11 protein-coding genes are annotated in these 13,461 nt (G+C 48.4%); 9 read left to right on the forward strand and 2 right to left on the reverse strand.

What is annotated here, in order from left to right:
* Window positions 1-17 precede the first annotated feature (17 nt).
* The 4 genes from AC3QL0_RS04280 to AC3QL0_RS04295 all read left to right on the forward strand — a co-directional run bounded on the left by AC3QL0_RS04280 (window position 18) and on the right by AC3QL0_RS04295 (window position 5,765).
* A complete protein-coding gene (locus AC3QL0_RS04280; RefSeq protein WP_493010234.1) occupies window positions 18-2,003 on the forward strand; it encodes a type IV pili methyl-accepting chemotaxis transducer N-terminal domain-containing protein in 1,986 nt (661 codons plus the stop codon).
* 19 nt (window positions 2,004-2,022) lie between these two features.
* Window positions 2,023-2,691: a response regulator gene (locus tag AC3QL0_RS04285; protein ID WP_493010235.1), complete on the forward strand. Its 669-nt coding sequence runs from the start codon at window positions 2,023-2,025 to the stop codon at window positions 2,689-2,691.
* Window positions 2,692-2,736: 45 nt separating this feature from the next.
* Window positions 2,737-3,936 (forward strand): NnrS family protein, encoded by a 1,200-nt coding sequence (locus AC3QL0_RS04290; protein ID WP_493010236.1) that lies wholly within the window; start codon window positions 2,737-2,739, stop codon window positions 3,934-3,936.
* 113 nt (window positions 3,937-4,049) lie between these two features.
* Window positions 4,050-5,765 (forward strand): DUF6138 family protein, encoded by a 1,716-nt coding sequence (locus tag AC3QL0_RS04295; protein WP_493010237.1) that lies wholly within the window; start codon window positions 4,050-4,052, stop codon window positions 5,763-5,765.
* 35 nt (window positions 5,766-5,800) lie between these two features.
* Here AC3QL0_RS04295 and AC3QL0_RS04300 read toward each other — a convergent pair whose 3' ends face one another.
* Both AC3QL0_RS04300 and AC3QL0_RS04305 read right to left on the reverse strand, forming a co-directional pair.
* Window positions 5,801-6,580 (reverse strand): aminoglycoside adenylyltransferase family protein, encoded by a 780-nt coding sequence (locus AC3QL0_RS04300; RefSeq protein ID WP_493010238.1) that lies wholly within the window; start codon window positions 6,578-6,580, stop codon window positions 5,801-5,803.
* A 35-nt stretch (window positions 6,581-6,615) separates the two neighbouring features.
* Entirely contained in the window at window positions 6,616-7,803 is a 1,188-nt protein-coding gene (locus AC3QL0_RS04305; protein ID WP_493010239.1) for a hypothetical protein, read from the reverse strand.
* Window positions 7,804-8,076: 273 nt separating this feature from the next.
* Between AC3QL0_RS04305 and AC3QL0_RS04310 the strand changes: the two genes are divergently transcribed.
* The 5 genes from AC3QL0_RS04310 to AC3QL0_RS04330 all read left to right on the forward strand — a co-directional run bounded on the left by AC3QL0_RS04310 (window position 8,077) and on the right by AC3QL0_RS04330 (window position 13,421).
* On the forward strand, window positions 8,077-9,660 hold the full coding sequence (locus AC3QL0_RS04310; protein ID WP_493010240.1) for a flavin monoamine oxidase family protein: 1,584 nt from the start codon (window positions 8,077-8,079) through the stop codon (window positions 9,658-9,660).
* 9 nt (window positions 9,661-9,669) lie between these two features.
* Window positions 9,670-10,131 carry a RidA family protein gene (locus AC3QL0_RS04315; protein ID WP_493010241.1) on the forward strand — a complete coding sequence of 154 codons (462 nt, stop codon included), beginning with the start codon at window positions 9,670-9,672 and terminating at the stop codon, window positions 10,129-10,131.
* A gap of 196 nt (window positions 10,132-10,327) precedes the next feature.
* The gene (locus AC3QL0_RS04320) at window positions 10,328-11,335 is read left to right on the forward strand and encodes a sulfate ABC transporter substrate-binding protein (protein WP_493010242.1); all 1,008 of its coding nucleotides are present in this window, start codon (window positions 10,328-10,330) and stop codon (window positions 11,333-11,335) included.
* 108 nt (window positions 11,336-11,443) lie between these two features.
* A complete protein-coding gene (locus AC3QL0_RS04325; RefSeq protein ID WP_493010243.1) occupies window positions 11,444-12,106 on the forward strand; it encodes a response regulator transcription factor in 663 nt (220 codons plus the stop codon).
* Between the two features lies 1 nt (window position 12,107).
* Window positions 12,108-13,421: a sensor histidine kinase gene (locus tag AC3QL0_RS04330; protein WP_493010244.1), complete on the forward strand. Its 1,314-nt coding sequence runs from the start codon at window positions 12,108-12,110 to the stop codon at window positions 13,419-13,421.
* The last annotated feature ends 40 nt before the right edge of the window (window positions 13,422-13,461 follow it).

Genomic DNA, 13,461 nt, shown 5'->3' on the forward strand with positions numbered 1-13,461 from the left:
TACGATGAGGCATCGCTATGGATAAAAGCCAGTTGGCTTCGCTGGATCACCTGAAATGGTGGGAGCGACTTTCTACACGCTTAACAGTAAGTGTAGCGGTCGCTCTCGCCATTTTTTTGGCCATGATTGGTAGTACGTTGTGGTTGTCGTGGCAAATGGAAGGGGCCGCAGCGGCCATTAATGATGCTGGTGCCCTGCGTATGCGCGCGAATCAGGTGGCCCTGTCATTAGAGGCTTTGAGTCGTGATCCCACCGGTGCAGCGACTGAACGATTAGAACGGCAACTCAACAGACAAGCTTTTGTGTTACAGCAGTTGCGTGAGGGTGATCCAAGCCGCCCCTTGTTGTTACCACGTGATCCTATGGTGCATGCGCAGTTAGAGCAGGTGACACAATATTGGCATATGCAGATGGCAGCCAGCGTGCACCTAGCCTTGAAAGGTGATACTGCTAAACGCTACCAAATTGCCCTGCCAGAATTCATCTCTAAAGCCGATTTGTTGGTGCATTTGATAGAAGTCGACAATGCCCAAAAAACCTTCTTGTTGCGACTGTTGCAGGTAATCTTGTTGGTGATTGCTGTGGCAGGGGCAACTGCACTCATTTACTTGGTGTATCAGTGGATTATCTTACCCATATCGGCCTTGCGCAGTGGTGTAGCCCGTATGGCAGATAGAGATTTTTCCGTATCGTTGCCAGTGCAGCGACGCGACGAGTTTGGTGAGCTCTCTGAAGGTTTTAATCTGATGGCTAAAGAGCTTAATAGTTTGTACGTAGATTTAGGGCGCCGAGTAGAAGAAAAAACTCAACAGTTGGCGCTACGTAATGCATCGTTATCAGCGTTGTATGAGATGGCGGCATTTCTGAGCCAACCGCGCGAAGTGGAAGAGGTATGCCGAGGTTTTCTAGATCGCATCATGCGTCAATTCAATGCAGATGGCGGTACGATTCGTACCTTGGATCCACGTCACGATAATTTGCGCTTGGTGTTGGCCCAAGGTTTATCAGCCACGCATGAGCAGCACGAGTCGTGTATTAAAGCGGGCTCGTGTTTCTGTGGGCAGGCTACACGCAGTGGCACGGTGTCTATTCAAGACGTAACTCGCATCCATGCACCCGAGGCTTTTCATTGTTTTGATGATGGTTTCCATAGCTTGAATGTGTTTCAGATCATGGCGCAAGACGAGGTGTTGGGGTCCTTCTCGTTGCATTTCAAAGAAACTCGTAAGCTCAGTGCCAGCGAGCGCCATTTGTTGGAAACCTTAGGTAAGCACCTAGGCGTAGCCTTACAGAACCGTCGCTTATTAGGCCAAACCCGTCAGTTAGCGATGGAGCAAGAGCGTAACTTGTTCGCCCAAGGTTTGCACGACAGCATTGCGCAGGGGCTGAACTTCTTGAATTTGCAGCTGCAAATGCTGGATCAATCACTGAAAAATGACAAGATTGACGAGGCCAAAGAGATATTGCCTTTACTGCGTGCGGGGGTAGACGAAAGCTATCAGGATGTACGCGAGCTATTAAGTAACTTCCGCAGTAAGTTGGGCGAAGGTGAGTTGTTAGATGCTGTATGTGAAACCATTGAGCGTTTCCAGAGACAAGTGGATGTCTTGGTAGAGTTGGATACCGAAGGGCTGGACGAGGGTACCGCATTAACGCAAGAACAGCAGTTGCAGGTGCTGTTTATTCTGCAAGAAGCGCTGTCCAATGTGCGTAAACATGCGCACGCGAGCAAAGTGAAAATCCAGATTCATGAGGGGGCGGATTTCACCTTGCAGGTGATTGATGACGGTATGGGTTACGATGAAAGTGCGTTACGGCATGAAGCCAGGGAACAGTTAGGCCGACGCATTATGAAGGAGCGTGCTGCGCGTATAGGCGCAACCTTAGAGCAGGTTTCTACTCCTGGTCAGGGGGCAAAAGTGTCATTGGTATTGTCCATACTAACGTCCAGTTATCCCCGACCTGACACACCAAAGAACCAACCGCTACAAGCAGGTCAATGACCTAACTAGAGATAAGAAGATGAGCAACATACGCATTTTATTGATTGATGATCACAGCTTGTTTCGCTCAGGCGTCAAACTGCTGTTGATGCGTCAAGACGATTTTGACGTAGTGGGTGAGGCAGCGGATGGGGCTGAGGGCTTAAAGCGTGCGACGTCATTGAAGCCCGATGTGATCTTGCTGGACTTAAACATGCCCGGCTTATCTGGGCTAGATACCTTGCAGTTGTTGGTACAAGAGCTGCCCGACTGTGCCGTGATTATCCTGACCGTTTCGGAAGAGGCGGCTGAGTTAGCGCAAGCACTGAGCTACGGTGCCAGAGGCTATCTGCTGAAAAACATGGATGTAGAAGCACTGACTTCTGCCATACGTAAAGCAGCCGCAGGTGAGCCGGTCATTGATAATCAGATGACGGTGAAGTTGGTAGAACAGTTCCGTCAGCATGGCACCAATGTGGCCAGCAACAAAGAGCGTGATGAGCAGCAAAATCGCCTTACTCAACGCGAGCGTGAAATCATGCAGTGTTTGGTACGCGGCGATAGCAATAAAGCCATTGCGCGTGAGCTGAATGTGGCGGAAAGCACCGTCAAAATTCACGTACAGAATATTTTGAAGAAACTAGATTTAACCAGCAGGGTACAAATTGCAGTCTATGCCGTGGAGCATGGTTTGGCGGCAGAAGAGTAGCGGCTAACGCATCAACGATGCATGTTTTGGGTGGCGGAGTAAGTGATGGCACACGATAGCAGCATGACTAAAGGGTGGATGCCTCATAAGGCATTGGCGTTTAGGCCTTTCTTTTTTCTGGCGGCCTTAAGTAGCGTGGTGTTTTTGGTGGTATGGGTACTGTTCTGGCATGGCAAAGTGCTATTGCAGCCGTATGGCTCTATGCTGTGGTGGCACCAGCATGAAATGCTGTTTGCCTTCGTATCGGCGGTAGTAGCAGGTTTTTTACTCACAGCCGTACGTAACTGGACAGGCATGCCTAGTTTGACGGGGGTGCCACTATTGTTGTTGGTACTGCTGTGGTTAGCCGGACGGGTCTTGATGGCTTTTCCTCCTCAAGGGTTAACGGTGGTGGCAGGCCTTGTAGACATAGCCTTTTTACCAGTGGTAGCGCTAATCATGGGCTGGCTGGTCGCGCGTGCCAAACTGTGGCGCAACATGATGTTTGTGCCTATTTTGACCTTGTTAGCCTTAGCGAACATAGGCATGCATGTGGGTGCATGGCGTGCAGATTTAGCGCTAACACAGCACTCGGTATACATGGGTATCTTGCTCATCACCGTATTGATGGTGATTCTAGGTGGCCGAGTCATCCCATTTTTCACTTCCAGAAAACTCAATCGCGATGCAGTGAAACCGCGTAAAGGCCTAGAGCTGGGGTCAATACTGTTGGTGTTAGCACTGGTGATTTGGCAGATTCTGGCGATCTTCGGTGTGAATGTATCACCTACTGTGATGGCTGTAGTGTGTGTGGCTGCCGCTATTTGTAATGCATGGCGAGCACTACGCTGGGAAGGTCAGCGCTGTTGGCATGAGCCATTGCTGTGGGGGCTGCATGCCAGTTACTACTTCATCGCCATTGGTTTGTTACTGTGGGCGGGGGCTCTGTTAGGCTGGATGCGTACTGAAATCGCTATACATGCACTCACCATCGGTGCCATGTCTACCATGATTCTGGCCATGATGGCGAGAGTGAGTTTGGGTCATACCGGTAGGGTTATTAAAACTTTGCCTGGTATAGGGTTGGCATTAGCGTTCATGCTGATTGCTGCAGTAGTGCGTGGGCCATTGCTGGCGTTATTCCCTACCATCGCTTTGCCGGTATATGACGCAAGCGTGACCTTGTGGGGCGTAGCGTATGCGATTTTCTTGTACCACTACAGCAAACCGTTGTTGACCATTAGGGCCGATGGCGCAGAAGGCTGATGAGTATTGATCTAGGGTTTGCGGTGATTCCTACAGGGCAGTGCAAACCCATTGCTACAATTTCCTAGGCGTACTGTGGCAAAATCGTGGCTTAGAAAATAGTCAGGTATGCCATGAACCAGCCCACCGCATTTGTCACCACCATCATCACTGCACTCAATCAATTAGTCACCCACAAGCGGGGCGAATTGAATGGCACCCCTGAAAGCATAGTCAGTCGCAGCACGCTGCAAGATGGCATGTTTGATGAGCTGGGCATCAGCCTTGAGAACACCGTTGACGCAAATAAAATGCGTATCACGGTGCAGTTATCCTCACAAGAATACAGCGTAGTAGAGCAGGTAGAGCCGCGTTGGACAGCCGAGCAACTACCGCAGGTACTTATTCCCGCTTTGCGTCAGGCAGTGTACGAGTGGTTGGATTCACAAAAAGGCGATGCATTTTGGGCGCATAGCGTAGTGGTGCAGTTGTTGTACCCAGCACAGTTTGGTCCGGCCTTAGTGCCGCATGGTATTTTGCTGACGTATGTAGATGAGGCTAGGCAAGTCACCTTACGTCAGCGTATAGGCGATTATCTGAACAAAAATGTGTGGGAAGGGAAGCATCCGCCCAAAGATTTGGACGTGATGTTCTTAGTGCAGCATTTACTCAGTCCCCAGTTGTATCCCGTCATTGATGCGGCGCAGGCCGAACGTGCCTGTAAAACCATTCTTGAACTAAGCAAAGTATCTCCTAAACGCTTGATACAAGTGCGCAATACCATGTTGACCACCTTGAAGCATTGGGCAAACAGGGTGTTTCTGCCACGTTATTTTGACACAGTAGAGCCGCTGTATGGGTTATCCATGTTCTTCTCTGTGGTGCCCGATCACGACATAGGTGTGCGTAACAGGGTAGCGTTTGCGGCAGAGGATCAAGCGGCAGTAGAACTATTAGCATTTATCGCCGTGTTGATCTTGCAATACGAGCCTAGCTACAGCCGTGATACTGGCATGGCGTATTTACAAAATGCGTGTGAGCTGGGCTATCAACGCGCGTATGAACTATTAAAAACCGGTAGCGGTTTAATCGATGCGGCCTATACGACATTGCGCACTGACGATGTAGAGTGCCTTGCCAATGATGTGCAAGCACAGGTCAAAATCAAGATTCTGCGTGAAGGTGCCGCAGCCTATGCCGCAGCCTTGAGTTTTCTCAGCAATGTGTTGGAGCAAGGTTTTCCACACAGCTACAAAATACTCTTAAGCAGCAAAGCTAAAGCTACTTTTCCTGTACCTAAATTAGGTAAAGGCAAAACCCTGCAGTTTTTTGCAAATGCGGTGCAGTATCCAGAGCTGTATGCAGAATTAGAGCGCTACGCGACTACTGCCATGCAAGAGTATGAGTGGTACAACGACCAAGAAAACGAATATTGCGCCATGCCTGGCAGCTATGCTGTTTTTGCGTTGGCATTGGCGGATGAATGCTATTTGCCCTTGTTACAGCAGTACTTGCAGCAGGTGGATGATGAGCATCAAATGGTGCATCAGCAGTTTCTCAAAACCTTGCTAGAACAACGTGGCATGACCGTAGCCAACAGTGCAATTGTGGTGGATGGCATAGGGCGTGTGAACGGCGGCTTTAAAGCCAGAGTAGCCCCTGTATTTGAAAGCGTAGAGGCGTTGCAGTTATTGCTAGAACAAAGCCGCACGCTGGATAGCTATGCCCTGCAAACATTGGTGTACTTTATCTGGGGCTCTGAAGCGGCGCTGCGTAAAGAGCATAAGCAAGCGCCTGAGTCACAGAAAGCGTTGCTAGGTGAGTTATTGGAGCTATGCGGCGAGGCATAGACAAGAAGTGGCGCGCGACTGGTCTTGCGTGTTATTTATGCGTTTTGTAGTCGCTGCTGAATGTGTTTTTCCATGATGCTCAGGGTGTTGCTCAGAAGCTCAGACTTCGCTGCCCATTCCTCCACCATCCTATTCACATAACCATCTTTGGCATAGCGTAGCAGCTCTGCGTGCTCAGCTTCCACGCGTTCAGCGGCCCAAGTGGCGGCGTGGTCTTTAGAGGCAAACTCACCTGTGCTGGCGGTGTACCACATACGTGCTAGCGTTAGCAGCGCGTTGCGCTCATCACCCTCAGCGGACGCCACTAATGAGGGCAGTAAATCCCTGATGGCTTGCTGTATATCAGAAGCGGGAATGGCGGGTAGTTGTGAGTTGCGAGTAGCCGTATACAACGGCAGCACAGCCCGTTCAGCTTGAGCCAAAATCAACGTGTATTCAGGATCGGCGCTGGCGTCCTCAATGATGCCGTTTTCTATGTCTGCCCGTAGCCATTCGCCATAGATGAAATCACAACGTGCAGGGTAGCGAGTCACGTTAGGATCATCCACCACAAAAATCATTACTTCTAGGGGGCGTCGTCCAGCCTTATCTGTAGGGTAGTGGCCAGAAATCTGTAGTAGTGCATGCGCTAACTGTTGGCGAACTTCTGTGGAAAGTGGCTGATGAACAAACGCCAGCACATCCACATCACTGCGTGGGCGTAGCCCTTGCGTGACGGCAGAGCCATGCAAGTAAACTGAATGTAAATTGTTGAGTAAGCTACGCTGCAATAGTTGTAGCGCCAGCATGGCTTCAGAGGGGACGGTTACGGTCATACAAAATGAATAAGGTGTGATGAACAGCCAAGGAGTTAGAATTTTTCCCAACCCACCGCCATAGTATGTAATTTTCTAACGCCCCACACCGTCATCTCAGAAAGCTCTTCGCTGTCTGGTGTATAGGGGTCGCGCAGCAGTATTTGTGCTTCGGCGCGTCTGGCTCCTGGGGCTAAGCCGAAATAGCTGTATACCGAGCCTACATAACATGACGATTCAGCCCACACAGGTATGTTACCTATACCATCTACGCTGTAATGCAATGTCGAGCCTATAGAGTAAGAATCTATGTCTTCAGGTGCAGTGCCTGCCGGTACGGGGCACAGTGGAGTAGGAGCATCTGCCGTCACCGTTTGGGAGTTCTGCATATTGCCTAATTCGCTAAACAATTTGGCTTGATCTACATAGGCAGCAGGGTTGGTACGTGCATTTTTATCGGGTGGGGTAATGCCAGTAAATTCAGTTTTATAACTGACGGTGATGACAGGCACTTCGGCCTCGTGGTGAAAAGGGCGTAAGAGGTAGAACTTTTCTTGCCCAAAGGTGCCGTTAAAAAATAGCGCATAAATTTGCCCGTCTATATCCAACCATGTGCTCCATTGGTTGGCTCCACGCCCATTCTCAGTAAACAGTTCGCCAGGCATGAACGAGTCATCTTCCTGAGCGGCAACAGAAGCCGGTACAAATTGTTCACCAGTGCGTTTAAGTATGCCGGTGTAGCTGAATAGTCCTGTGCCACCTATATAGCTTTCGATAATCAGGTCGCGCTGGCCATCGTTATCCAAGTCCATCAGAGTGTAGGAAATATTGCCAGATTCTGAGTAGGCAGTGATGTCAGAGTTTTGTAGAGCTTTCCACTCATCTGGGCTAATGCTTTGATCGGGCTTAGACAGTTGGGTACTGTCGGTTTCTACGTTGAATTGCTGTTCGAAATAGCTAATAGGGCGCTTGATAGGAAAAGCGGCAACCAATGATTCTTCTAATGGTCGGTCACTCAGCAACTCTGAGGTGAGTACATCGTACAGCTTGTATAAGGCCGCTTCGTCTTTGCTAGTGGCGGCAACCGCCGGAGCTAGCGTTGTGCCCAGTAGTGTGTAGCCCAATACGGCAGAGATAATCAGGCGCTTACGTGGCAGAGAGTAAAGCTGTGCAGTAATAGAGTGTTTAGTAAGCGATGGAGGGAAAAGTGTTGGTTGCTGGCCAGTGAAGATATCAGTAAGCATGGTAGCTCGTGTGAGAATTTGTTATATAGCGCTCTTTTCCTATTACAAAATAACTATTGTGTGAATTTGTCTTTCAGAAAGGCATTCTCATACAGAAATTTTAGCAGGTCAGGAACAAAGAGTGTTCAAATATACTAATATAAGTAGCAGATGGGTTCAATTGTTATTTATATGAATATTATTTATTTAAATTAATTTTTCATGAGGGGGTTAGTGTTTTTTAATTTTTAATTTCTATTTATTGATTTTTTGATTAACTTCTAGGGTGTCATTATGGAAAAAAAAACGTATTTACGCAGAGATATTTTAAAGGTATTTGGCTATGGTGCTGGAGTGTCCGTAATGGCGAACACGCTAGGAGGAATAGGAGTAGCGCAGGCAAGCCCTTTACGAGAGCTAAATCTTACAGGCAAACCTAATGGCTCTAAGGTAGTGATCCTGGGAGCAGGTGTTGCAGGTTTAGTGGCTGCATATGAGTTGCGAAAAGCAGGTTACGAAGTACAGGTATTAGAAACCCAGAATCGTGCTGGGGGGAGAGCATGGAGTATTCAGCGTGGCGATGAGTTTACGGATACAGATGGTGTAACGCAGAAATGTAATTTTGATGAAGGGCAGTTTTTTAATATGGGTGCATGGCGTATTCCGTATTATCACAAAAACATTTTACATTACTGCAAAGAATTGGGGGTTACTTTGGATCTATTTGTCCAAATGAACTTTAACTCCTATTTGCATTCTACAGATGGGTTTAATGGAAAGCCGCAGCGATTCCGTGATGTATTTATAGATTTTAATGGGAATATATCTGCGCTGTTGGCGAAAGTAGCTAATGAAAAAAATCTGGATAAATACTTATCCGAATCTGAAGTCAAAACGTTATTAGTGGCGTTGCAGACTTTTGGGGCATTAGACGACAACTACGAGTATGTGAAAGGGAATCTGTCCAGCAGTAGAAGAGGCTACGACAAGCTCTTAGGTGGTGGTTTGTCGGGTGGCTATCATCCTTCTACACCATTGAAATTTAGTGATTTACTAAATTCTGAGCTATGGGGAAATTTTGCTTATTACTTTACGCAGCATTTTCAACAAACCTTATTTGAACCTCGTGGTGGCATGAGCATGATAGGTAAGGCTTTTGAAAAGGTACTGTCTAAAGAAATTGCGTTTAATGCGACGGTAACGCATATAGAACAAAGTGATAGCGGCGTACAGGTACGTTATATGGACACCAGAAAAGGCGAGGAAAAAACAGTCTCTGCTGATTGGTGCGTATGTACTATTCCAGCCAAAAGATTGGCCACTATTACAAATAACCTGAGTGCACCATTAAAAGAAGCGATTGCCGCAGTGAACTACGAATCGGTAGTGAAAATTGGCGTGCAATACAAACGTCGTTTCTGGGAAGAGGACGATGCCATCTTTGGTGGTATGTCGTTGACTAACTTGCCTATTACGCACTTTGCCTATCCTTCTTCGCCTGCCGCGTTCTTGAGCAATGGTAAAGGCGTTGTACTGAATGGCTATATTTTTGGTGATGATGGTAAGCAGTTTACTGGTTACTCTAATGAGGAAAGGTTAAGTAAGGCAGTAGAGTTATCCTCGCAGATTCACCCGCAGGTGAAAACAGAGTTTGATACGGGTAATACAGTGGCATGGAATAAGGTACCTTGGGCGTTGGGTGGTTACTCTACTTGGACACCAGAGGAGCGTGCCAAGTACTACGATACCTTGTGCGCTATTGATGGTCGTTTTGTTATTGCCGGTGAGCATGCTTCATACATGAACGGCTGGTTAGAGGGGGCGGTGACATCTTCTTTGGATGCCATTACGCGCCTGAATGCAAAAGCTACGGCTTAAGGAGCTGACATGCGTTTTCTGTTAGCTGTTATATCCAGTGTAGTGCTGGGTTTAGGTACGGCCCATGCCGAGATCGTGCGCCATAGCACGGGTGATTTTCCTATTGCTAGTGCAATTGTGGTGCCTAGTAATGCCACTACCTACTATTTTAGTGGTGTGGTACCCCCCAAGTTAGCTGATGGTTCGTTTGGAAAAACTACCGAAGAGCAAACCATTAACATCTTCAAATCTATAGAGCAGCAATTGAAGCAGCACGACTTGGGGTTGGGCGACATTGTGAAAATGCAGGTGTATCTGGTAGCACCACCAGGGTCCGAAGGCATGGACTTTGAGGGCTTTATGAATGGGTATAAGCAGTTTTTTGCCACATCCGAACAGCCTAATAAACCAGTACGCAGCACGTTTGAGGTGAAAGCCTTGGCGTTACCAGAGTGGTTTATAGAAGTTGAAGTGATCGCGGCGAAGCTGTAAGAAGGTAGTGCTTTCGTCCATAACCACCTCTGCGGAGGTGGTTTTTTGATGTCCATGAAAGTAGGGATGCGCTGTGAGACCGTCGTAGTTATAAGCGCATGAGGACTTTGTCGTTCGTATTCAATGGTGGGTTACCCATAATGCTCTGCATGAATAAATAATTTGGCGGTAATGCCAAGGTTATGTGGAGTAGAGGATGAATGTGAAGATTATGGCAGGGGTATTCACGCTGATCGCCGCGATAAGCAGTTCTACCGTCATGGCGCAAACCCGCAGCTTATTGAATGCTTCGTTCGATGTGGCCCGTGAAACCTTTGCGGCGGTGAACCCTAAGTTTGTAGAGCACTGGCAGCAACAAACCGGCCAGAGTATCAAGATAGATCAATCGTTTGCAGGCAGTTCGCGCCAAGCACAAGACATTATTCAAGGTAAAAAAGTCGATGTGGTCACCTTTAATCAGGTCACTGATATAGACGCCTTGGTAGAGCGAGGCATTGTGGCTGAGGACTGGGCACAGCGCTTGCCGCACAATAGCTCCCCTTACTACAGCACCATCACTTTCTTAGTGCGTGAAGGAAATCCTAAAAATATCAAAGATTGGGATGACTTAGTACGCGATGATGTCAGCCTGGTTTTTTCAAATCCTAAAACCTCAGGCAATGCACGTTATAGCTACTTGGGGGCGTGGCTGTTCGCACATCAAAAATTTAACGGTGATGAAGCAAAAATTAGAGAGTTTGTAGGTAGTCTGTTGGCGAATGTAGAAAACTTTCCTACTGGCAGTAGGGGGGCAACTGTGGCCTTTGCTCAAAATGGTCAGGGTGATGTGTTGCTGACCTTCGAGTTCGAAGAGCGCAATATTCTCGCTAGCCCAGAGTTTCAAGATCAGGGTTTTGAAATCGTTGTGCCACCAAGCAGTGTCTTGGCAGAGTTTCCTGTGGCGGTGGTGGATAAAGTGGCAGATGAGCGTGGTACCCAAGAGCTCGCAACGGCTTTTCTACAGTTCTTATATACGTCGGATATGCAGCGCCTTTTGAGCGAATTTAACTATAGGGTGCGGGACCCGGCTATTGTCCAAGAGGCAGCGGCACGCTTTGATTCCCTCGAACTGATCAACCCAACCGAAGTATTAGGGTCGTGGCGGGTCATACAAGCTAAGCATTTTGCGACCGACGGTGTACTGGATCAGTTACAGGCCCAATGATGTTGTAAGGCATAGCATGAGTGGGGAGTGCGATGGCCTTATTCTGTATTATCTTCTTTTTCTTATTATAATAAGAATCATTATCAAATAAGAAATGCAGAAGACGGTATGAGGCTATTGGTAGTTGAGGATCACGCCCCTCTTAGCGAACTTTTGCAGCAGCATCTGCAGCACTACGGTTTTGTGGTGGATGTCGCGCCGTCGGGTGCTGCTGCCTTACAGTTGATCGCACATACGCATTATGACGCCTGGATAGTAGACCTAGGGTTGCCTGATATGGATGGCCTACAGTTGTTGGAAGGCATAGCATCTAGGCCACCATGCATCATTTTGTCTGCGCGTGATGCGATTGCTTCGCGCATCGCTGGTCTAAACGCAGGGGCGGATGACTACATGCTTAAGCCCGTAGACATGCAAGAATTAGAAGCTCGATTACGCGCTATTTGGCGACGCACAACTCAACAAACGGTGATGTTGAGTCGCGGTAACTTGAGCTTTATCCCAGAGTCTTTGCAAGCGGCAGTAGGACGGCACCCGTTGGATTTGCCTAGGCGGGAAGCTATGTTGCTAGAGGTATTATTGCGTTCCTCACCGCGTACAGTGATCAAGGATTACCTTGAGGATGCGCTATACACAAATCACGAAGCGGTGACATCTAATGCGATAGAGGCTTTGGTATCACGCTTACGGCGTAAGTTGAAAATGGCCGGTGCAACCATACGTGTGGATACGGTACGGGGTATAGGCTACCGACTGGTGACGGATGTGTAGTATGCGTAGAGCCAGTTTACGTCGTCGTCTACTGTTGTCGTTTGGGCTGGTTTTTTTGCTGGGTTTGGCGGCTGTAGTGCTGTACTTGTTAGATGCTAAAGATCAAATACGCCGCAGTGTGATCTATATACAAGCCCAAGAACTGGGCAAGGGCTTAAGTGCACGCAGCACCCCGGCTGATTTGCCAGATCAGTATGCGGGCAGCCCTATGGCGTACACCTTGTATGACGCTACTGGAGAACTGCTTTGGTACAGCGGTTTTTTAGGGCGTCCGTTAAAACTGAAGCAGTATGAAGCCAGAAATTGGCTGTACTTCTCGCATCCTAGTTGGAGTAAAGCGAGTGGTAGGCTTATCAGTATTCCTGTCGTGTTAACCGATGGTGCAACTTTGATGGTCTCTAAAGAGGACCGCATGGAACGCGAACTGTTAGACACGTTATTTCACGCCCAGTTTATTCGCAGCCTGTTTGTGCTGTTGCCCTTTGCAATACTGAGTATGGTGCTAGTGTGGTTTTTGTTGCAGTGGGCATTACGGCCCGTCCAGCAGGCGGCTAGGTTAGCGAGTCGTGTAGGGCCACAGTCGCCCGAGTTACGTATTCCGATTGAGACATTACCGGTAGAGATCCGTCCGTTGGCGCAGGCTGCCAACTTAGGGTTAGAGCGCTTTGCCAATGCCTACGAAAAAGAACAGCAAGTCATTGCTGATGCGGCGCATGAGTTGCGTACCCCGTTAGCTGTATTAGATTTACGCCTACAGCGTTACCGGGCGGAAGGTCAGGCAGATTGGCGGGCCATAGACAGTGAGCTTAAGCAGTTGAGCAGATTGGTAGGCCAACTGCTGTTGTTGGCGCGGCAAGAGCAAGATATAGAACGCCAGCAACATGCAACATCCACAACGCGTCTGACACGGTTAGTACGCGAAACGGTACTGGGTTTGATGCCACTGTTTGAAGCGGCTCAACGATGCATACAGGTGCAGCTACAAGAGCATGTAATGGTGAGGGGGCAAGAGTCTTTGTTGCGTGATGCGATACGTAACGGCATAGAAAATGCGTTACTTCATGGTCAGGGCGAGGTGGTAGTAAGGCTGTATACGGCGGGTGAACAGGCGGTTTTGGATATACAGGATCAAGGTGCTGGTGTAGCCATAGAAAGGTGGGAAACCATGTTTGAGCGTTTCCACAAAGCCGACCCGGGTAGTGCAGGGTCGGGGCTAGGGCTATCAATTGTGCGACGCATTTTGCGTAATGCAGGTGGGGATGCCTGTTTTGTCAGTATACAGCCGTGCATGATGCGGTTGTATTTTCAGCAGTAGGGCTTGCTCGTCAGCTTGTGGTCAGGTTGCATTTCTATAA

The sequence above is a fragment of the Paenalcaligenes sp. GW821-LYS-B07-1 genome (genome assembly GCF_058803365.1).

Coding starts and splice junctions, on each gene's coding strand:
- AC3QL0_RS04280 (WP_493010234.1), top strand. CDS start 18: ATGGATAAAAGCCAGTTGGCTTCGCTGGATCACCTGAAATGGTGGGAG.
- AC3QL0_RS04285 (WP_493010235.1), top strand. CDS start 2,023: ATGAGCAACATACGCATTTTATTGATTGATGATCACAGCTTGTTTCGC.
- AC3QL0_RS04290 (WP_493010236.1), top strand. CDS start 2,737: ATGGCACACGATAGCAGCATGACTAAAGGGTGGATGCCTCATAAGGCA.
- AC3QL0_RS04295 (WP_493010237.1), top strand. CDS start 4,050: ATGAACCAGCCCACCGCATTTGTCACCACCATCATCACTGCACTCAAT.
- AC3QL0_RS04300 (WP_493010238.1), bottom strand. CDS start 6,580: ATGACCGTAACCGTCCCCTCTGAAGCCATGCTGGCGCTACAACTATTG.
- AC3QL0_RS04305 (WP_493010239.1), bottom strand. CDS start 7,803: ATGCTTACTGATATCTTCACTGGCCAGCAACCAACACTTTTCCCTCCA.
- AC3QL0_RS04310 (WP_493010240.1), top strand. CDS start 8,077: ATGGAAAAAAAAACGTATTTACGCAGAGATATTTTAAAGGTATTTGGC.
- AC3QL0_RS04315 (WP_493010241.1), top strand. CDS start 9,670: ATGCGTTTTCTGTTAGCTGTTATATCCAGTGTAGTGCTGGGTTTAGGT.
- AC3QL0_RS04320 (WP_493010242.1), top strand. CDS start 10,328: ATGAATGTGAAGATTATGGCAGGGGTATTCACGCTGATCGCCGCGATA.
- AC3QL0_RS04325 (WP_493010243.1), top strand. CDS start 11,444: ATGAGGCTATTGGTAGTTGAGGATCACGCCCCTCTTAGCGAACTTTTG.
- AC3QL0_RS04330 (WP_493010244.1), top strand. CDS start 12,108: ATGCGTAGAGCCAGTTTACGTCGTCGTCTACTGTTGTCGTTTGGGCTG.